Annotated in this window: 21 protein-coding genes; 12 read left to right on the forward strand and 9 right to left on the reverse strand. The window is 51.8% G+C overall.

What is annotated here, in order from left to right:
• Window positions 1-53: 53 nt before the first annotated feature.
• The 8 genes from atpB (at window position 54) to KK078_RS02525 (ending at window position 6,659) form a co-directional block, all read left to right on the forward strand.
• Entirely contained in the window at window positions 54-1,124 is a 1,071-nt protein-coding gene (atpB, locus tag KK078_RS02490) for a F0F1 ATP synthase subunit A (protein WP_394370542.1), read from the forward strand.
• Between the two features lie 71 nt (window positions 1,125-1,195).
• Window positions 1,196-1,441, forward strand: coding sequence for an ATP synthase F0 subunit C (gene atpE / locus KK078_RS02495; protein ID WP_254082335.1), 246 nt, complete (start codon window positions 1,196-1,198; stop codon window positions 1,439-1,441).
• A gap of 79 nt (window positions 1,442-1,520) precedes the next feature.
• On the forward strand, window positions 1,521-2,015 hold the full coding sequence (gene atpF / locus KK078_RS02500) for a F0F1 ATP synthase subunit B (protein WP_254088655.1): 495 nt from the start codon (window positions 1,521-1,523) through the stop codon (window positions 2,013-2,015).
• Window positions 2,016-2,017: 2 nt separating this feature from the next.
• A complete protein-coding gene (atpH, locus tag KK078_RS02505; protein ID WP_254088656.1) occupies window positions 2,018-2,578 on the forward strand; it encodes an ATP synthase F1 subunit delta in 561 nt (186 codons plus the stop codon).
• 44 nt (window positions 2,579-2,622) lie between these two features.
• Complete coding sequence (gene atpA / locus KK078_RS02510; protein WP_254088657.1) at window positions 2,623-4,203, forward strand: F0F1 ATP synthase subunit alpha; 1,581 nt, start codon at window positions 2,623-2,625, stop codon at window positions 4,201-4,203.
• Between the two features lie 27 nt (window positions 4,204-4,230).
• Window positions 4,231-5,121 (forward strand): ATP synthase F1 subunit gamma, encoded by an 891-nt coding sequence (gene atpG / locus KK078_RS02515; RefSeq protein WP_254088658.1) that lies wholly within the window; start codon window positions 4,231-4,233, stop codon window positions 5,119-5,121.
• A 63-nt stretch (window positions 5,122-5,184) separates the two neighbouring features.
• Window positions 5,185-5,991 carry a hypothetical protein gene (locus KK078_RS02520; RefSeq protein WP_254088659.1) on the forward strand — a complete coding sequence of 269 codons (807 nt, stop codon included), beginning with the start codon at window positions 5,185-5,187 and terminating at the stop codon, window positions 5,989-5,991.
• Entirely contained in the window at window positions 5,988-6,659 is a 672-nt protein-coding gene (locus tag KK078_RS02525; protein WP_254088660.1) for a class I SAM-dependent methyltransferase, read from the forward strand. The genes KK078_RS02520 and KK078_RS02525 overlap by 4 nt, the downstream gene beginning before the upstream one ends.
• Here the strand turns inward: KK078_RS02525 and KK078_RS02530 are convergent.
• The 6 genes from KK078_RS02530 to KK078_RS02555 all read right to left on the reverse strand — a co-directional run bounded on the left by KK078_RS02530 (window position 6,613) and on the right by KK078_RS02555 (window position 12,623).
• Window positions 6,613-7,818, reverse strand: coding sequence for an NAD(P)-dependent oxidoreductase (locus tag KK078_RS02530; RefSeq protein ID WP_254088661.1), 1,206 nt, complete (start codon window positions 7,816-7,818; stop codon window positions 6,613-6,615). The two genes, KK078_RS02525 and KK078_RS02530, sit on opposite strands and share 47 nt — an antisense overlap.
• Before the next feature lie 54 nt (window positions 7,819-7,872).
• The gene (locus KK078_RS02535) at window positions 7,873-8,646 is read right to left on the reverse strand and encodes a TIGR00266 family protein (RefSeq protein ID WP_254088662.1); all 774 of its coding nucleotides are present in this window, start codon (window positions 8,644-8,646) and stop codon (window positions 7,873-7,875) included.
• 7 nt (window positions 8,647-8,653) lie between these two features.
• Window positions 8,654-10,273, reverse strand: a complete 1,620-nt coding sequence (locus KK078_RS02540) for a M14 family metallopeptidase (protein ID WP_254088663.1) — start codon at window positions 10,271-10,273, stop codon at window positions 8,654-8,656.
• 54 nt (window positions 10,274-10,327) lie between these two features.
• Window positions 10,328-10,543 (reverse strand): hypothetical protein, encoded by a 216-nt coding sequence (locus KK078_RS02545; RefSeq protein ID WP_254088664.1) that lies wholly within the window; start codon window positions 10,541-10,543, stop codon window positions 10,328-10,330.
• A gap of 59 nt (window positions 10,544-10,602) precedes the next feature.
• A complete protein-coding gene (gene gltX, locus KK078_RS02550; protein WP_254088665.1) occupies window positions 10,603-12,138 on the reverse strand; it encodes a glutamate--tRNA ligase in 1,536 nt (511 codons plus the stop codon).
• Window positions 12,139-12,242: 104 nt separating this feature from the next.
• Window positions 12,243-12,623: a RidA family protein gene (locus KK078_RS02555; RefSeq protein WP_254088666.1), complete on the reverse strand. Its 381-nt coding sequence runs from the start codon at window positions 12,621-12,623 to the stop codon at window positions 12,243-12,245.
• A 71-nt stretch (window positions 12,624-12,694) separates the two neighbouring features.
• Here KK078_RS02555 and KK078_RS02560 point away from each other — a divergent pair, with 71 nt between their 5' ends.
• Window positions 12,695-13,354: a 3-hydroxyacyl-CoA dehydrogenase family protein gene (locus tag KK078_RS02560; RefSeq protein ID WP_254088667.1), complete on the forward strand. Its 660-nt coding sequence runs from the start codon at window positions 12,695-12,697 to the stop codon at window positions 13,352-13,354.
• A 54-nt stretch (window positions 13,355-13,408) separates the two neighbouring features.
• Here the strand turns inward: KK078_RS02560 and glmS are convergent, their stop codons facing one another.
• Genes glmS through KK078_RS02575 form a run of 3 tightly spaced genes read right to left on the reverse strand, consistent with a single transcriptional unit; the run spans window position 13,409 to window position 17,653 of the window.
• Complete coding sequence (gene glmS / locus KK078_RS02565; protein WP_254088668.1) at window positions 13,409-15,244, reverse strand: glutamine--fructose-6-phosphate transaminase (isomerizing); 1,836 nt, start codon at window positions 15,242-15,244, stop codon at window positions 13,409-13,411.
• A gap of 14 nt (window positions 15,245-15,258) precedes the next feature.
• Window positions 15,259-16,869 carry a DUF4270 family protein gene (locus tag KK078_RS02570; protein ID WP_254088669.1) on the reverse strand — a complete coding sequence of 537 codons (1,611 nt, stop codon included), beginning with the start codon at window positions 16,867-16,869 and terminating at the stop codon, window positions 15,259-15,261.
• Window positions 16,853-17,653 (reverse strand): glycogen/starch synthase, encoded by an 801-nt coding sequence (locus tag KK078_RS02575; RefSeq protein ID WP_254088670.1) that lies wholly within the window; start codon window positions 17,651-17,653, stop codon window positions 16,853-16,855. Before KK078_RS02575 ends, KK078_RS02570 begins: the two co-directional genes overlap by 17 nt.
• A gap of 123 nt (window positions 17,654-17,776) precedes the next feature.
• Between KK078_RS02575 and panC the strand changes: the two genes are divergently transcribed.
• From panC to KK078_RS02590, 3 genes are all read left to right on the forward strand, one after another.
• Complete coding sequence (gene panC / locus KK078_RS02580) at window positions 17,777-18,646, forward strand: pantoate--beta-alanine ligase (protein WP_254088671.1); 870 nt, start codon at window positions 17,777-17,779, stop codon at window positions 18,644-18,646.
• 11 nt (window positions 18,647-18,657) lie between these two features.
• Complete coding sequence (gene panD, locus KK078_RS02585) at window positions 18,658-19,005, forward strand: aspartate 1-decarboxylase (protein ID WP_254088672.1); 348 nt, start codon at window positions 18,658-18,660, stop codon at window positions 19,003-19,005.
• Window positions 19,006-19,033: 28 nt separating this feature from the next.
• Window positions 19,034-19,468 (forward strand): lysylphosphatidylglycerol synthase transmembrane domain-containing protein (locus KK078_RS02590; RefSeq protein ID WP_254088673.1); only part of this gene is annotated, 435 nt, incomplete at its 3' end.

Here is a 19,468-nt window from a genome sequence, read left to right on the forward strand (position 1 = left end):
GGAGATTTAATACCTTTGCGGTCGGAATTAAAAAGCCTCCGAAATAAGCCCAAATGAGCGTTTTCTCCAGCACTTTCAGAAGAATTTCGATCCTTGGTTTACTGTTAGCCGTGTTTTTTTCCGTTGCCGGCGCGCAACATGAACACACGCAGGAAGCAGACGAATACGAGAACGGCGAAAAACCCGAAGCGGAAGAGTTTAACGCAGCCGAGGTGATCATTCACCACGTGGTGGACGACCACAGCTGGCATTTCTGGAGCGGCCACAACGGCACCCTGTTCCTGCCTGTTATTGTTTATTCATCCGAACGCGGCGTAGAAGTTTTCTCCTCCGGCAACTTCTATGACGAACATCATAATCTGAAGCCCGAAGGTTACAACGGTTACAAGCTTGAGCACCACAAAGTGGTACTGGCAAACGGCGCCAGCACCCTGGACCTCTCCATTACCAAAAACGTGGCCATGCTTTTTATCAATGCCATCATCCTGATCCTGGTATTTACGGCGGTGGCCAAAGGCTACAAAAAGAACCGCGGCAGAGCGCCCAGCGGCATCCAGTCTTTCTTCGAACCCATCATCCTGTTTGTGCGCGACGAGATCGTTAAGCCGAACATTGGCCCCCATTACGAAAAGTATTTCCCGTATTTGCTGAACCTGTTCTTTTTCATTCTGTTTGGCAATATCCTGGGCCTGCTGCCCGGAGCCGGCAACATGACTGGCAACATTGCGATCACGCTGGTACTGGCTGTGCTGACCTTTATTATTACGAATGTTAATGGCAACCGTGCGTACTGGTCGCACATTTTCTGGACACCCGGTGTGCCGCTGCCGTTGCGCATCGTGATCCTGCCGGTGGAAATCATCGGGATCTTCACGAAGCCCATTTCACTCACGGTACGTCTTTTTGTCGCGATTACGGCCGGCCACATCGTGATCCTGAGCTTGATCGCGCTGACGTTCATTTTCCAAAGCTATTCGGTCGGTATTGCGTCGAGCGTTGTGGCGCTCTTCATCAACCTGATCGAGATATTGGTTGCCGGTATTCAGGCCTATGTGTTCACGCTGTTCTCGTCGCTGTACATTGGTCAGGCTACCGCGGCGCACGAACACGACGATCATCATTAATAAGATTAAGACATCCCGGTGTCGGTAACACGTTCCGGGCTTTAATACACACAATTTAAATACTTACAATTATGTCATTAGCACTTTTATTGGACATCAGCTATGCAATCATGGGCGCTGGCATCGGTGCAGGTCTTGTAGCAATTGGCGCAGGTCTTGGTATCGGTAAAATCGGTGGCTCTGCAATGGAGAGCATGGCGCGTCAGCCTGAAGCTTCTGGTAAGATTCAGGGTGCGATGCTGATCATCGCCGCGCTGATCGAAGTTGCTGCGCTTTTTGCGCTTGTAATTTGCCTGCTGATTTCGTTCAAAGGCTAAAAGCTTTAGAAACCTGCTTTAGGCGTTTGGCCGGGCAGGTTTCTTTATGTTGAAACTACACCAGATTATATAACATACTATGGAACTTCTCACCCCCGGCACGGGCCTGATTATTTGGCAGCTGATCATCTTTGTAGGTCTGTTCTTCCTATTGAGCAAGCTGGCCTGGAAGCCGATCATCTCTTCCCTCAAAGAACGTGAAGTGTCTATCCAGGACGCTTTGTCGACTGCTGAAAAGGCTCGCCTGGAAATAGCCGCGCTGAAATCAGACAATGAGAAGCTGTTGAAAGCTGCCCGCGAAGAGCGCGACCGGATCCTGCACGAAGCCCGCGAAGCCTCTAACCGCATGAAGGAAGAAGCTCAGGCCGATGCCAAAAAAGCAGCGGACAAGATCGTGGACGATGCACGTGCCGCCATCAATGTGGAGAAGCAAGCTGCCCTGCGCGAAGTAAAAGAACAGGTGGCCCTGTTCTCGCTGGAAGTTGCCGAGAAGCTGTTGAAGAAGAGCCTCGCCGACGACAAAGCTCAGAAAGAGCTTGTAGCCAACTATGTTAAAGACATTAAAGTTAACTAAGCATGACTGATTTACGGGCAGCATCGCGCTATGTAAAGTCCCTTCTCGGTCTGGCGGTAGAACAGAATGCCCTGGAGGCCGTCCATGCAGACATGCAGCTTTTTGCTAAAGTTTGCGCGGAGAACCGACAGTTTGCACTTCTGCTTCGCAACCCGGTTGTGAAACACGACAAGAAAAGAGACGTGCTGGAGCGCCTCTTTAAAGGCAAGGTACATCCGCTGACGATGGCCATTTTCGACATCATCACGAAAAAGAATCGCGAGCCGCTGTTGCCGGCTATTGCCCGCGAGTTCCATGCTGAATACAACCTGTATAAAGGCATTGGCGATGCAGTCATAACGACCGCCGTTCCGCTGGATGCTTCGCTCCGCGCCGAGTTCGAAAGGATTGCCAAGGGCCTGAGCGACAAAAAGCAAGTCGAGCTGAAAGAGGTTGTCGACGCCGATATGATCGGAGGCTTTGTGTTGGAGGTAGGAGACAAGCAGATCGATGCCTCCCTGAAAAATAAACTGAATGCACTCAAAGTGCAGTTCAGCCACAACCCCTACATCAAGGAATTTTAACCATCCGTACACCATTACTTTAACAATTAACGATTAACGATATTATGGCAGAGATCAGACCGGAAGAAGTATCAGCAATATTGCGCGAACAACTTTCTCAGTCCCGCACAGAAGCACAACTGGAAGAAGTCGGTACCGTCCTCACCGTAGGTGACGGCGTGGCGCGCATCTATGGTCTTACCCAAGCCCAGGCCGGTGAGCTGCTCGAATTTGAAACAGGCCTCCGTGCCCTCGTACTGAACCTCGAAGAAGACAACGTAGGTGCTGTATTGTTGGGTGAATCGAAAGGCATCCGCGAAGGCGATACCGTAAAACGCACGGGCAAGATCGCCTCTATCAAAGTAGGTGACGGCATGCTCGGCCGCGTGGTAGATACACTGGGTGCTCCGGTAGACGGCAAAGGCCCCATCGCCGGTGAGCTGTACGAAATGCCCCTGGAGCGCAAAGCACCGGGCGTAATCTACCGTCAGCCCGTAAACGAACCGCTTCAAACCGGTATCAAAGCGATCGACTCCATGATCCCCGTGGGGCGTGGTCAGCGCGAGCTGATCATCGGCGACCGTCAGACAGGCAAAACTGCCGTGGCGATCGACACGATCATCAACCAGAAAGAATTTTATGAAAAGGGTCAGCCTGTACTCTGTATCTACGTAGCGATCGGTCAGAAAGCATCGACCGTAGCAACTGTAGCCGCAGCGTTGGAAAAAGCAGGTGCGCTGCCCTATACCGTTATCGTATCGGCTTCGGCATCAGACCCGGCTCCGATGCAGTTCTTCGCACCCTTCACCGGTGCGGCGATCGGCGAATTCTTCCGCGACACCGGCCGTCCGGCCCTGGTCGTATACGACGACTTGTCTAAACAGGCCGTAGCATACCGCGAAGTGTCGCTGCTGCTGAGAAGACCCCCCGGACGCGAAGCGTACCCTGGCGACGTATTCTACCTGCACTCTCGTCTGCTTGAGCGTGCCGCGAAGATCATCAACAACGATGCCATCGCACGCGACATGAACGACCTTCCCGCATCGATCAAACACCTGGTAAAAGGTGGTGGCTCGCTGACGGCGCTCCCGATCATTGAAACACAAGCCGGCGACGTATCGGCCTATATCCCGACCAACGTGATCTCGATCACCGATGGTCAGATCTTCCTTGAAACCAACCTCTTCAACTCCGGTATCCGTCCGGCCATCAACGTCGGTATCTCGGTATCACGCGTAGGGGGTTCGGCACAGATCAAATCGATGAAGAAAGTAGCCGGTACCCTGAAGCTGGATCAGGCGCAGTTCCGCGAACTGGAAGCCTTTGCAAAATTCGGTTCAGACCTCGATGCCGCGACCAAGCTGACCATCGAGCGGGGAAGAAGAAACACCGAGATCCTGAAGCAAGATCAATATGCACCGGTTCCCGTAGAAGAGCAGGTAGCGATCATCACCGCTTCAACCCGCGGGTTCATGGATCGTGTGCCGGTAAACAAAGTGAAGGAGTTTGAAAAAGACTTCACACAACTGATGCGTGCCAGCCACCGTCAGGTACTGGATAATCTCCGTGCTGGTAAATTTGAAGATGCGGACGTTGCTACCATCAAGAAAGTAGCGACCGACCTGTCAAGCAACTACGGAGCATAATTATAGAATCACGACGCAAATACCTGTATGCCGAGTTTAAAAGAAGTTAAGAGTAGAATAACATCCGTTATGTCTACGCAGCAGATCACCAAAGCCATGAAAATGGTGGCGGCGGCAAAATTGCGTAGATCGCAGGATAGGATCACCCAGATGCGCCCGTTTGCTGAAAAGCTTACGGCCATCCTGAAAAACCTTTCTGCCGCTCAGACCGACGGCGATACCGACAACTGGTACAGCCAGGTACGCGCCGAGAAAAAGATCCTGATCATTGCCGTAAGCTCTGATCGTGGTCTTTGTGGTTCTTTTAATACCAACGTATTCAAGGGCGTGCTGCGCCTGATCGACGAGAAGTACAGCGCACAATTCACCGCCGGAAACGTAACGATCCTGCCCATCGGCAGAAAGGCGACCGACTTCTTTGCGAAGCGTGGCGTGTCTACGGTAACGGATTTCTCCACACTGTACTCGGCGCTGACGTTCGACAACGTGTCGAACGCCATGGAGTACGTAATGGATGCTTTCAAGAACGGTAAGTTCGACAAGGTGGAATTGGTGTATAACGAGTTCCGCAACGTGGCAACGCAGATCCTGCGTGCCGAGCAGGTGCTGCCGATCGTGGCGCCTGCAACGGAAAACACGCAATCGACAAACCAGATCGACTACATCTATCAGCCGAGCCAGGAAGAGATCGTCACCGGTTTGATCCCCAAATCGCTGAAGATCCAGCTCTTCAAGGCGTTGCTCGATTCGAACGCCGCTGAAAACGGTGCGCGGATGACAGCCATGGACAAGGCTACGGACAATGCCGGCGAGCTTTTAAAACAGTTGCGCCTCACATACAACCGTACCCGCCAGGCGGCCATTACCAAGGAAATTCTCGAGATCGTGGGCGGTGCGGAAGCACTCAAGTCGGCCTAACGATATTTTTCGTAACATTGAAGTCCTCTGAAATATCAGAGGACTTTTTTTGTTTTAGGGAATATGCAACGATTGATCCGCATCTACCGGTTTTTCAATCTCCTCAGCATCGATGTGGTACTGGGCGCCATATGCAGTGCCCTGTTTTTTGCCAGGATTTTCAACGTGGGCATCCATCCGCAGGGATTGCTGGCGCTAGGCCTGACGGTATGGGTGGTCTACACCACCGACCATTTACTCGACGCGCGCAAAGTAATAGGCAACGCATCGACGGAACGCCACCAGTTTCACCAACGCTACCACCGCATGCTCGTCCCGTGTGTTATCGCGGCCGTGCTTACAGATGCCCTGATCGTATTCTTCATTCGTCGTCCGGTGCTGGAAGGTGGAATGGTATTGATTGCAGGCGTAGGCATATACCTGCTGGTGCAGCAATACACCAAGGTACTCAAAGAGGTCTTTATCGCCTTGATGTACACCATGGGCGTATTACTTCCCTCGGTCATGGTCACCGGCGTACCGTATCATGCGTGGCCATGGGTGTTGCTTATGCAATTCTTCCTGTTGGCGCTTACAAACCTGCTCCTGTTCTCCTGGTTCGATCATGAATTTGATACCCGCGACAAGCGCAGCTCGTTTGTGACCATTGTGGGGCCCGGGCAGACGCGTATCATCATCATCGCCCTCTTCGTTATTACCGGCTTGCTAACATTCTTTTCACACGAACTCCGCGCTTCGCTCTACCTGCTGGCGGCAGACAGTCTGCTACTATGCATATTCCTGCGGCCTGGCTTCTTCCGAAAGGCCGATCGTTTTCGCCTCATGGGAGATGCCATCTTCTTTATACTGCTATTTTATACATTGCGATGAGCGACCGCACCGTCAACGACTTCAATCACATCGCATCGGTGTACGATACGCTGGCGTCCCTGGTATTTGGTAAAAACCTGACCCAATCCCAACATCACTTCCTGCACGTGATTCCGGAAAGCGCAACGGTGCTGATAGTCGGCGGTGGCTCCGGGGAGTTATTACAAACGTTGCTCCGAGAAAAGCCTCATTGCCGCGTGGTATATGTCGACGCATCAGAAAAAATGATCGGGCTGGCGCGGCAGCGAGTGCAGAATTCTCCGAGAGTCACATTTCTGTGTGGTACGGAAGAAGTACAGATGCCATTGCGTGCGTTTACCGTGATCATAACAAACTTCTACCTCGATCTCTTTACACAACAGTCGCTTTGTAGGATTACAGCGCGACTACGATCGTTGCTGGCACCCGAAGGACTGTGGCTTGTTACAGACTTTGTTCGGCCGAAGAGACGATGGCAAAAGTTGCTGCTCAAGACCATGTATCTATTCTTCCGGATCGTCAGCAACATCGAGGCATCGAATATTTCCGACTGGGAAGAAATGGTGAGGAGTACAGGGCTATTCTGCCAGGCGAAGGAGCTGTTTTACAAGGGAATGATTCAAGGTGTAGTCTTTCGCGACGCTATTTCCCCGCTACATAGTCCTGCAGATAGCGGAAGGCATCGGTGAGGCGGCCCTGGTTGGCAATGGTTGCTCGTTTGATAATGTCGTCCTGATCTTCGTGAATGAGCAAGGGAAGCACCCGGTTGATCAGGTCCTGGCCAAACTCTTCGGAAGCGCTGCGCGGTAACTCGCAGGGTAGGTTATCCACGGCCATGACAGTTACATATTTTTCATTGGAGAGCGCCGGGTATAATTGATCTGTCGCCGGGTCATAATCATACAACGGTTCCGGAATATTTGTTGCACGCTTGGTACTGGGGATCGAACCGTCGATGTCACAGGTTATATCGGCAATGACAGACACCTTAAAATCCGGGGCGAGCATATCCTCCCGCGTGAACAGCACCGGGGCCTTGGGATTCCAGTACGCACCGGCCATCAACACGTCCGCGACGTGTGTAAAGATGGTGAACGAGGAAGTATAACGCTCGGGATGTTCGTGAAATTCCTCCCGGTTAAAAGCGCCGCCTTCTTTGCGCGAATGATAGTCGGCACTGCTAAGTTGTACATATACCGGCTCGTCAAATTTCTTAGTGAGGAAATCATATACCCCCACCTTGCGAATGCCCGCGCTGTCCAGCGTCTCCATCGAGCCCTTGCCCACGCGACCTGCGCCCGTGAGTATGATCTTGATCGGAGGCAGCTTTACTTTGCGAAGCTCAAGCTTGAGATCGTTCACGTCAAAGCATTCGTGCGCGCGTCGCAGCGAGAATGTTCCGTGACGCTTGCCGTATGCCCACAGACCGTTATAGGCGCCGACAATACCGGCATAGCGGCCAAAAGCAACAAGCCGGTTGCCGAGCTTATCTTTCAGCACCTCATAGTCGATCAGACGTATGCGTTTAGCCAGTACCGCCTGTAGCAGCTTGCGATTGTAGGGCTGTTTTTTAATGGTATGCGAAAAGAACAGATAGGTTTTATTGTCGATCAGGTTATCGACAGGCACTTCTTTAATTCCCATCAGGACGTCGCAATCACGGACATCAGCGTGTACGCTGATGCCGTGGGTGCGATATTCTTTATCCTCAAAACAGCGTATTGGGCTTTCCTGGCAAACGATCGTCACCTCGGGAAAGCGCTGTTGGATTTCTTCTGTTTGTGCAGGTGTAAACGGTACCCGTTTGTCGGGTGGGACTTTACCTTCCCTGATCAACCCAATTTTCATCCGTATAATTTGCTACTAAGTTAACAGCAAATACCGCTTGTACCAGCAATGCGATCAACTTTCAAAAAAACCACCCAGCAACGAGCCGGATTCCTTGCCACTGTTGCGGCCATACGGAGCCAACGCCTGCACCAGTTTGCGGATCGGCATAGACTGCAGCCATACCTTACCGGTACCACGCAGCGTCGCCAGGAATATACCTTCACCACCGAAGATCATGGAACGCAAACCACCGGCGGTCTGCACGTCGAAATCGATTTGTGATTCAAACGCCACAACGCACCCCGTGTCTACACGCAGTGTTTCGTTGTTCAGCGTACGCTCGATAACGGTACCGCCTGCATGTACAAATGCTTTGCCGTCGCCCTGCAACTTTTGCAGAATAAAACCTTCGCCACCCACCAGGCCCGAGCCGAGCTTGCGGTTAAACGTGATCGATACCTTCGTGCCATACGCGGCGCAAAGGAAACCATCTTTCTGTACGATCAGCTCGTGACCAGGACTCTCCGCCAGGGAAATAGGTATAACTGTGCCGGGATACGGTGCGGAAAAACCGACTTTGGCTTTGCGCATGCCGCGGTTGGTAAAGTGTGTCATGAAAAGCGACTCGCCGGTAAGAATGCGCGAGCCGGCAGACAACAGCTTATCAAAGATACCTTGATTGGGATTGGCACCGTCGCCCATCTTGGCTTCGAACGTAATGCCGTCTTCCATAAAGAGCATAGCTCCCGCCTCTGCGATAACGGTTTCCTGCGGGTCAAGCTCGATCTCTACGATCTGTATGCTTTCGCCCTTGATCTGGTAGTCGATTTCGTGTGATCTGGTCATGTTTGGTTTAATTATAGTACTTAAAAACGGGATACTCCACCGCGTGGTTGTTGATCCCGGCTTTTTCCAGGTAGCTGTCGAGGAAATTCCAGGTAATAAAACCGTCATCCGATTGAGGCTCAAGCACGTAAAAAGCTAAGTTCCCCAGCGGCTGTGCCAGGTCGACAATATAGTCACCTGCTTTGAACTTACGCACAGCCTTCTCGAACGTGCCTTCCGCGGTAGCCATGAGGTGGCCTTCAAACTTACGGGCACCGTGCTGTAACGTTTTTATTTGAAAAACGTCTCCCTGGAAAGATTTACCCTTTGGCAACTTCGTCACCCGGATGCCCAGCTGCTGCAGCTGCTGCGCCAACACACCGTGTGCTGCCGGAATGATATAACCACGCGGTATCGTGCTCTCGATCGTCGGCTGAAACTGCGCGAAGTATTTCACGCTGTCATACTTCACGGTGTTCCCGGTGCGAAACCACTCCATCGTACCGTCATCTTTCTTCGCGCCGATATAGTCGTAGGTAAGAAAGTTATTGATCACTTCGCCCGATACCATTTTAAACCGTACGCCGGCCTTCGCCTGTCCGCTCTGCGTGGCAAACTTGCGCACGGTTGCTTCATCGGCTGTCCGGGTAATGCGGGTGATCTCGCGTGCGTGCTGCCGGCTATAATCCAGGATCTCTGTTACGAAGGAATAGGTGGAATGGATGCGTTGATAAAAACGCTCATGCGCAAAGGCCTCGCTCAGGATCGCGATCCGGTTGCGAAGTCCAAGCTGATTGATAAGGTAACGTGGGTGGTGATTATAAGTATAGAAATTCTTTACCGGCCAACCTTCCCGTAGGTCGTAGTCGCCGTACGGCCCGATGAGCAGGTCATACTTCTCGCGCATTTGCTGCGTGATCGTACGCAGCATCTGATCGTGGGTATACTGGTACACCGAAGGGCTTCCCGATGATAGATATCCCGGTGCCCACGTCAACGAGTATGCGTGCCACGTGCCATTGGTGGTGTGCAGGTCGACAAACACGTGGGGGTCCCATGTGTTCAATACCGAAGTGAACAATGCGCGTGTCTCCAAAGCTTCCTGCTTTACACCGTCGCGGTTCAAGTCCCAGCCCTGGCTGTTTTCACGGATCCCCACTTCCACCGGGCTGTCTTCTTGTGAAGGGCGGCGGCCTTTCTCCATCTTGTCGTTGCTGTCGGTATTATAGGCGGGGACAAAAAGTAAGACCAGGCTATCGAGCAAACGATTCTTATCGCCCAGCAGAATGTCGCGCATCAACATCATCAGCGCTTCTTTCCCCTCCACTTCACCGGCGTGGATGTTGCCCTGCACATAGACAATGGCTTTGTGGCTATTCTTTGCGGCAGCCGGCGTAATGATACCGTTGCGCGACAGAATGGCCATTTGTATATCTTTTCCTTCCGGGCTTTTGCCGATGGAGATGACCTTTATTTCGGCACTAAAGCTGGCGATAGCTTCGAGAAATGAAAACACATCCCGACAAGTGGAAGTTTTTTGAAAAGCTGTTTTCTCAGGCGTGAGGATCAGCGGGGCCGGCCAGGTCTTTTGTGCGACGACTGTCGGTAATAAAAAGAGAGAGAATACGAAGAGTAGATAAAATCGCATCGGCGTCAGGCTTTGAATTATTAAATGTAAAAAAGCCCGGCCGAATTCGTGTCATTAAGACTTTTTCTTCTTGCCCTTTTCGTCGTAGTCTTCGCGTTCAGCCAATTTTTTGTCGTCGACATTCTGATCGAGGAACTCGTTGAGCTTCTCGATATTCATATTCGATTTGATCTCCCCAAACTGATCGATGGTGATATCCAACCCCTGCAGCTCTTTGTGCACACGTGGTTTGGGTTTGGCGGGGGTCTTCTTTTCTTTCTTTGCCATCATCTTTTTCCGTTAAGGCTTTCCAGGCCCTTCATCAGCGCCTGGAAAGCCAGTATACAGTTTTACGCAACTTTAACTTTAATGTTTTGCAGCGCGTAATCAATTCTCTTAACGACCTCGTTTTTACCGATGATCTCCATGATTATCATCAGGTCCGGTCCGGCGCCGGCGCCCGTCAGCGACACGCGCAGGGCCTGCATGATCTTGCCTGTGCCGATGCCCAGCGTGCTGGTAACCTGCTCGAGCGTAGCCTTGGCCACATTCGCATCAAACGGCTCTGCTGCTGCCACGGCATCCTTAAAGGCTGTCAGCACCTTCACCGCGTCATCATTCCATTTCTTCGACACCACACCTTCTTCGAACTGTGTCGGAGCGTGGAAGAAGAATTGGCCTTGCGCCCAGAAGTCTTTCGGGAACGTAGCCCGCTCCTTCATCAGCACGGCAATCTGCGTAGCCTTCTCAAACGAGCATTCGATGTTCTCCCGCTCCAGTGACTCCAGCAGGTAGTTCGCCAGCTCGGCGTCGGGTTTGGCCCGCAGATATTGCTGGTTGAACCACTGTGCTTTGTGAATGTCAAACTTCGTACCCGCCTTGCCAATGCGTTCGATCGAGAATGCTTTGATAAGCTCCTCCATCGAGAAGATCTCTTGCGTAGTACCCGGGTTCCAGCCCAGGAAGGCAAGGAAGTTGATGAGCGCATCCGGCAGGTAGCCGGACTCTTTGTAGCCCGAGGCAACTTCGCCCGTATTGGGGTCTTTCCACGTCAGGGGGAAAATGGGGAATCCCAGCTGGTCAGCGTCGCGTTTGCTCAGCTTGCCATTGCCGTCAGGTTTAAGTAGCAGCGGAAGGTGCGCAAACTGAGGCATCTCGTTTTCCCAGCCCAGGTATTTATACAGCAATACGTGCAGCGGCGCTGAAGGCAGCCACTCTTCGCCACGGATCACATGCGAGATCTTCATCAGGTAGTCGTCTACGACGTTCGCCAGGTGGTAAGTAGGCATGCCGTCGCTTTTCATCAGCACCTTGTCGTCGATCTGCGACGAGTGGACCATTACCCAGCCGCGGATCAGGTCATTCAAACGCACTTCTTCTTTGCGCGGCACCTTCAGGCGAATAACATACGGCGTGCCGGCGTCCAGCAGGGCGCGTACTTCGTCTTCGGGCAGCGTCAGGGAGTTACGCATCTGGGTGCGCGTAATGCTGTTGTATTGAGGTGAAGCCACGCCCGCAGTCTTGAGTCGCTCGCGCATGGCTTCCAGCTCCTGTTCGGTATCAAAGGCATAATACGCGTGACCTTCATTGATCAGTTGCAGGGCGTACTGCATGTACATGGGCTTTCGTTCCGACTGGCGATACGGTGCGTGCGGGCCACCTACGCCCACGCCTTCGTCGATCTTGATGCCGACCCACTCCAACGATTTTAAAATGTATTCTTCCGCTCCCGGCACAAAACGGGTCTGGTCTGTATCCTCCACCCGCAGGATCATAGTGCCGCCGTGTTGGCGCGCCAGCAGATAGTTATACAAAGCGGTCCGTACCCCACCGATGTGCAACGCACCCGTGGGACTGGGGGCAAAACGTACGCGTACTTCTCTCATGCTCTCGAAATTCTTATTTGGACTGCAAAGGTAGCAAATTGAGGTACCGCCCCGCGAATGAAACAATACGAATTTGCCTGGCCAAAACAGCCTTTTTTACAATGTTATTTAACAGCAATGCAGGAAATCTCCACATTCACATCCTTGGGCAGACGGCTTACCTCCACCGTCTCGCGTGCAGGTGGGTTGGATGGAAAGTATTCGCCATAAATGGCGTTGACCTTCGGAAAATTGCCCATGTCTTTCAAAAAGATCGAAGTTTTCACCACGTTGGTGAAATCCAAGCCTGCCGCCTTCAGAATTTCGTCCAGATTGGTCATGACCTGCCGGGTCTCTTCTTCGATGTTGCCTGTCAGCATCTGACCGGTCGATTGCTGAATCGCAATTTGCCCGCTGACGAACAACATATTACCGGTTTGGATAGCCTGGCTGTACGGACCGATCGGAGCCGGCGCCGCAGCGGAATAAACGACAGTTTTTGACATGAGATTATGGGTTTAAAAATTACCTTTAGTAAGGACCAAAAATAACAGGACAAAGCCATTTGTAGCCAGATATGAAAATTTTAATCGTCGGTCGTGACCAACACCACCAGGAAAGCATTCAGAAATTCGGAGATACGCACCAATACACCCTCCTGACCGGTCACGACACGTTGCCAACCCACCTGGACACTGCCGATCTCATACTGGACTTTATCATTGCCGAACAGCCGGCTAATTTTGCGGTCTATCGCAAGACCCCCACGCCCGTCTTCCTCAACACCGTCACCCGAAGCCTGGCTGCGTTGGCGGCTCCCAGATTCCACCCGGGCCGTATGGTGGGGTTCAACGGTATGCATACACTATTGCACCGCCCGCTGCTGGAGCTGGCCCTCTGGAGTAAGGAAGACGAACCATGGGTGAACAGCATTTGCGAGAAACTTCAAACAAAATATGTGCTGGTGGAAGATCGCGTTGGTCTTGTTACCCCGCGCGTTGTTTGCATGATCATCAACGAGGCCTACTACACCGCCATGGAAGGCACGGCCACCAAAGAATCGATCGACCTGGCGATGAAGCTGGGGACCAACTATCCCTACGGCCCCTTTGAATGGTGCGCACGCATTGGCATCCGCCAGGTATATGAACTATTGGATGCCGTATATGCCGACACGAAGGACGAGCGGTATAAGATCTGCCCCTTGCTGCGTCAAGAATACCTGCGCAGCGAATAAAAAAAGTCCTCTCGTTATGAGAGGACTTCTGTTATTTTCAAATAAGTCGGTAGCCTATTCTACGGTCACCGACTTCGCCAGGTTGCGCGGTTGGTCAACGTTGCAACCACGCATCACCGCGATGTGATAGGAGAGCAGCTGCAGCGGAATGACCGATACCATCGGCATCAGCGCTTCGTGTACGGCCGGTACTTCGATCACAAACTCCGACATCTTCGGGATCAGCTGGTCGCCTTCCGTGACGACGGAAATTACGCGACCCTTGCGAGCTTTCACTTCCTGGATGTTCGAAACGACTTTCTCGTACGAGCTATCGCGCGTCGCGATAAATACTACGGGCATTTCGTTGTCGATCAAGGCGATCGGACCGTGCTTCATTTCTGCCGCCGGGTAACCTTCTGCGTGGATGTACGAGATCTCCTTCAGCTTTAATGCACCTTCCAGTGCCACCGGGAAATTATACCCACGACCCAGGTAGATAAAGTTGCGCGCATCCTTAAAGGTAGCTGCGATCTCCTGGATCTGATCGTTCAGCTTCAGTGCTCTTTCCACTTTCTCGGGGATATTCTCCATCTCCGTGAGCAGCTCGTGCAGCTTTTGCTCGGTGATCGTGCCTTTTTTCTGGGCCACGATCAACGCGATCATGTTCAACACAGTGAGCTGTGCGGTAAAGGCCTTGGTACTGGCAACACCGATCTCCGGACCGGCGTGCGTATAAGCGCCGGCGTGTGTAGCACGGGCAATAGATGAGCCTACTACGTTACATACACCAAAGATGATCGCGCCTTTTGATTTCGCAAGCTCGATCGCCGCCAGGGTATCGGCGGTCTCACCCGATTGCGAGATGGCAATCACCACGTCGCCTTCACGGACGATGGGATTTCTGTAGCGGAACTCGGATGCATATTCAACTTCTACCGGGATGCGGCAGAACTCTTCAAAGAAATATTCAGCCACCAGGCCCGCGTGCCATGAAGTACCGCAGGCTACGATCAAAATGCGATCGGCATTGACCAGCTTGTTGACATACTCGCGCAAGCCACCGAGGATGAGGCGTCCGGATTGTGAATCCAGGCGTCCGCGCAGACAGTCGCGAACGGAACGCGGCTGTTCGAAGATCTCTTTGATCATGAAGTGCTCGTAACCACCCTTCTCGATCGCCTCTAATTCGAGGTCGATGGTCTGGATGTACGGCGTCAACGGCAGGTTGGCCGTGTCTTTGATGCTCAATTCGCCGTCGCGGATCACGACGATTTCCTGATCGTTCAGGTACACAACCTCGTTGGTATATTCTACGATCGGCGTAGCGTCTGATGCCAGGAAGAATTCGTCCTTGCCCACACCGATCACCATCGGGCTACCCTTCCGGGCAGCGACGAGCAGGTTGGGATCTTCCAGTGACATGATCACGATGGCATACGCGCCGATCACTTTGGTCAACGCCAGGCGCACCGCTTCCTCGAGCGAGCAACGTTCGTTGTCCTTGATGTCTTCAATAAAGTGAATGAACACTTCGGTATCGGTGTCGCTGTGGAAGACATGGCCCTTGCGGATCAGTTCCTGCTTCAGCGAGCTATAGTTCTCGATGATACCGTTGTGAATAATGGCAAGTTTGCCCGAAGCCGAATAGTGCGGGTGAGCATTGGCGTCATTAGGCTCGCCGTGGGTAGCCCAGCGCGTGTGACCTATACCAATGTGGCTGTCGAGATTCTTACCCTTCAGGTACTCTTCCAGTTCCGATACTTTTCCTTTCTTCTTGTAAACGTTCAAACCACCATTCAGCAGGGCGATGCCAGCACTATCGTAACCACGATATTCCAGCCGCTTCAGCCCTTTAATAATGATCTCCTGGGCCTGGCGATGCCCGACGTAAGCAACAATTCCGCACATAAAAAATAATTGTTTTAATTGATTGAGGGGGTGGTATAATAAACCCGTAGGATAATGTTATCCTTCCGGAAAGCTGCCCGGTTCAACGTCTTGCCGTAGATATGACGGCCGTACGGAGGATCCGAGGTAGTTGCCGCCGGCGAATAGGGCAGCAGAATAGCTTTTGTATAGAGCGGACCGTCGGTCTTTAAGAACAGTTTCTGGAAGAACTGCGGCGCACTGCCCCGGTAGGTCCGGGTATCGCTCGAGTAATTCAATGTCAGGAACGTTCTCGAATCGTTCATCACAAAGAAGGTACTGTCAAAGGCAAAGCGTGAACCGCGTACGAAATAATAATAGTTGGAGTAACTATTCGTCGCGTCGTTGTTGAAGTTGACAAAGCCCTCATACGCCGCGATGGTATTATACGATTCCTGGTAGTCGCCGCTGCGGCCCGGAAACGGCAGTTTGATAGGCCGGTTGTTATCATTGATCAGCTTTACCGCCAGGTTACCGGGCGGTGTCAGCACGCCGCCATCTTCTACATCCTTGATGATGAGCTCCGCATCGTTGATCACTACTTTGTCAAGATCACCCAGGGCGCCCTTGAAAGCAGAGAAGTCGATCTTCGTTACGACACCGGTACCTGCCTGTACGTAACGCAGGTCGTTCCCCAGGTCGGTATCCTGATAGAAAGTATTTAAACCGCTTAACTCCGACACGGCACGGTCGGCAGTGATTTGGTTGTAGCTCACCAGACCGGCAAATGTGATCGGCAGCATCAGGGAGTCTTCCTTTGTCGTGTGATAGTGGATCTCCAGACGCGTCAGCGCATCCGCGGGATTAATGCCGATCACCTTATCGCCTTGCGGAATGATGGCAATACCCTTGAGATGCTTCTGGAAGAATGAGCGGTTTTGTGCTGAGTCCGGGTTGTCACGGATCAGCTCGAACAAACGCAGGCCAAAGGCAGGGTCGAGGTTTACCGAGGTGGTAATTTCCGGCGGAGTCGCGTCCGCAGCATAGCTCAGGTGTTTGTCACGGTCTACATTAAAGACCTTGGTACCGAGTGCTACAGGGTTATAGGGCGTGGCGGTCTTGCTGAGGTACAGCTGTGGCTGCGGGTAGCTGATCTCCTGCGGCTTCTGCTGGCCACCGATGTGCGTGGTCTTCGTAACGGTATAACCCGCTACCAGCCTGTTCGTTACCTCGTGAACGGCAATGGTCTGCTGCGTGTTGCCGGCGGCACCATACACATAAAAGTCATGACGGAATTGAATGGACACCGAGTCAAACACCGCTTCGTCGCGTGTGATAACGCCGTTGTTGTTCAAGGTGTCGATCTCGAGCGTGTCAGCAGGTAACAGTTCGGCAAAAGTGGCCGACGTGATGTCACCAAAACGAGTGTCGTTATACCGGCCCACGAGGAACCGGTTCACATCGTTGAAGGCATCATAGTTCGACGTGCGAACAGAATCCAATAACAGGATGCTGCTCGTCACGGGAATATCGATGGACTTAAGATCGAATTTGCTGTTTGGATTTTTATACCCTAATTGGTTGGCCTCATCTTCGCATGAGAAAAAAAATAAGGCAACTGCCAATACGGTCAGTTGCCTTTGAATGCGATTACCCCACAAGTTCATTATAGAAGTTATAATAGGATTCGGTGTAGTTTTCTTCTTTGATTGTTTCGACTTTCTTTTCTTTGATCTTCTTGAAGAGACCTTCCAGTTTTTTGGTTTCGCCTTCGGCCAGTACGGCATCGGAGAACTCTATACCCAATTTGATAAAGCCTTCAAAGTCGGCGGACTTCAGGTTGCCCAGCATGTTGTCTTCAATGTCCATCATCTTTACCTTGTCCATGATGTCGCCTTTGAATTTGTGCGTAAAGGCATTGTTATAGATCGTGAAGACGGTCTTGGTGTTTTTAAAGAGCGGATCGTTCTTATAAGTCGTCTTGAGATACAGCGGAATAAAGCTGGTGATCCAGTCGTTGCAGTGTACTACGTCCGGAGCCCATCCCAGTTTACGCACGGTTTCAATAACACCCTTGCAGAAAAAGATCGCGCGCTCGTCGTTGTCTTCGTAAAACTTGTTTTCCTTGTCATGGAAAACCGACTTGCGATGGAAATAATCTTCGTTATCGATAAAGTAAACCTGAAGCTTGGCGTTCGGAATAGAGGCTACTTTAATGATCAAAGGCTTCTCTTCATCTCCCACGGCAATATTGATCCCCGACAGCCTCACTACTTCATGTAACCGGTTCTTACGTTCATTGATGATACCAAAACGCGGCACGAGAATCCTGATCTCCATCCCCTTTTCCTGCATGGCTTGCGGAAGCTTACGGACAAAGTCCGCTACTTCTGAAGTTTGCAAAAATGGGTTTATCTCGCTGGCTACATAAAGGATACGGAGTTTTGACATATTACTTAGATTTTAAAAGTAGAACGGAAAATTGAGCCACAAAAGTACAAAAAAATACCCCCTGGATCAACTTATTTTCCTTTTTCCCTATATCTTTGACCCCCTTTGCCAAAGCGGCGTAAAATGGAGATTTTCAAGCAAATAGCCCCATTAAAGGCCTTTCTAAACGCCCAAAAACGCGCGGGTAAGTCCGTCGGACTCGTCCCAACAATGGGAGCGCTGCATGCGGGGCATTTATCACTCATCAAGGTCTCGAAAGCGCAGAACGATGTCACGGTTTGCTCCATCTTTGTAAACCCTACACAGTTCAACAACCCCAACGACCTGCAGAAATATCCCCGCACCCTAGATAAAGACACTTTATTGCTCGAAAAAGTTGAGTGTGATGCTGTTTTTTGTCCGGAAGCAAGCGAAATGTATCCCGAGAAGTCGATCATCAAATTCGATTTCGGGCACCTCGACAGGGTCATGGAGGGTGCTTTCCGCCCCGGGCACTTCAGCGGCGTGGGATTGGTCGTTTCAAAGCTGTTTAACATCATTCAACCGACCCGTGCCTATTTCGGCCAAAAGGACTGGCAGCAGTTTGCGGTCATTCGAAGGCTCGTAGACGAGCTGAATTTCGATCTGGAGCTGACCAGCGTACCCACTTCGCGCGAAGACGACGGCCTGGCCATGTCGTCGCGCAACCTGCGTTTAAACCCCGATCAGCGACAGGCAGCCACCGTGTTCTACGAATCGCTGGTGGCCGCCGGGCAGGCCTTGCAGCATGGAAAAACAATCCGGGAGGCCCGGGCCATCGTACAGGCAAAATTTGACGAACGGCAAGGGGTTTCGCTGGAGTATTTTGAATTAGCGGACAGCAAAAACTTAAATATCCTGGAAAACGTTAACGCGTCAGACTCACCTTCAGGCCTGCCTGTAGGTCTGCCGATCATGTGTATAGCAGGGTTTGTAGGAGAGGTCAGATTGATCGACAACATGTTTTTACAGTAACAACCACCAACGTGAGAATTGAAGTTCTAAAGTCGAAAATACACCGTGCCAAGATCACACAGGCGGAGCTCCACTACGTAGGCAGCATCACCATCGACGAAGACCTGCTGGAGGCAGCCAACATGATCGAAGGCGAAAAAGTGACTGTTGTAAACGTTAACAATGGCGAACGTCTCGAAACCTATATCATCCGCGGTGAACGTGGCTCGGGCATGGTATGCCTCAACGGCCCCGCGGCCCGCAAGGCGCAGGTGGGTGATATTGTCATTGTCATCTCGTACGCGTCGATGAAGTTTGAAAAGGCCAAAACGTTCAAACCGACCATTATATTCCCAACCCCCGACAATAAACTGCCCTAACGCCCCGGCTCACACTCAACCCTATACCGTGACTGTATCTTCCCGCTTCAAGACCATCCTTCAGTACGCGATCATCTTTGCAGTCACCTTTCTGTTAATAGGTTTGTCGCTGCGTGGCCTGAAGGGAGAGAATAAGCTGGAATACCTCAAAGTAACCTGGCAATCGGCTAACAAAGGCTGGCTGTTACTCATGGCCGTCATTGCCATGTTAAGCCACCTGGTGCGCGCGGCCCGCTGGCGCATGCTCATGGGTCCCGCCGGCTATAAACCGTCGCTGGCGCATAGTTTCTATTCACTCATGGTTGGCTATCTGGTAAACCTCGTCATTCCCCGCGGCGGCGAAGTGTCACGGTGCTATAATTTATACAAGTTGGAGAAAGTGCCGGTAGACATGTCGTTCGGTACCGTCGTGGTAGAGCGCATCATAGACCTGCTGTGTTTGCTGGCCTTGATCGTCATCTCG

The organism is Dawidia soli (genome assembly GCF_018598185.1).
GTDB lineage: Bacteria > Bacteroidota > Bacteroidia > Cytophagales > Cyclobacteriaceae > Ohtaekwangia > Ohtaekwangia soli.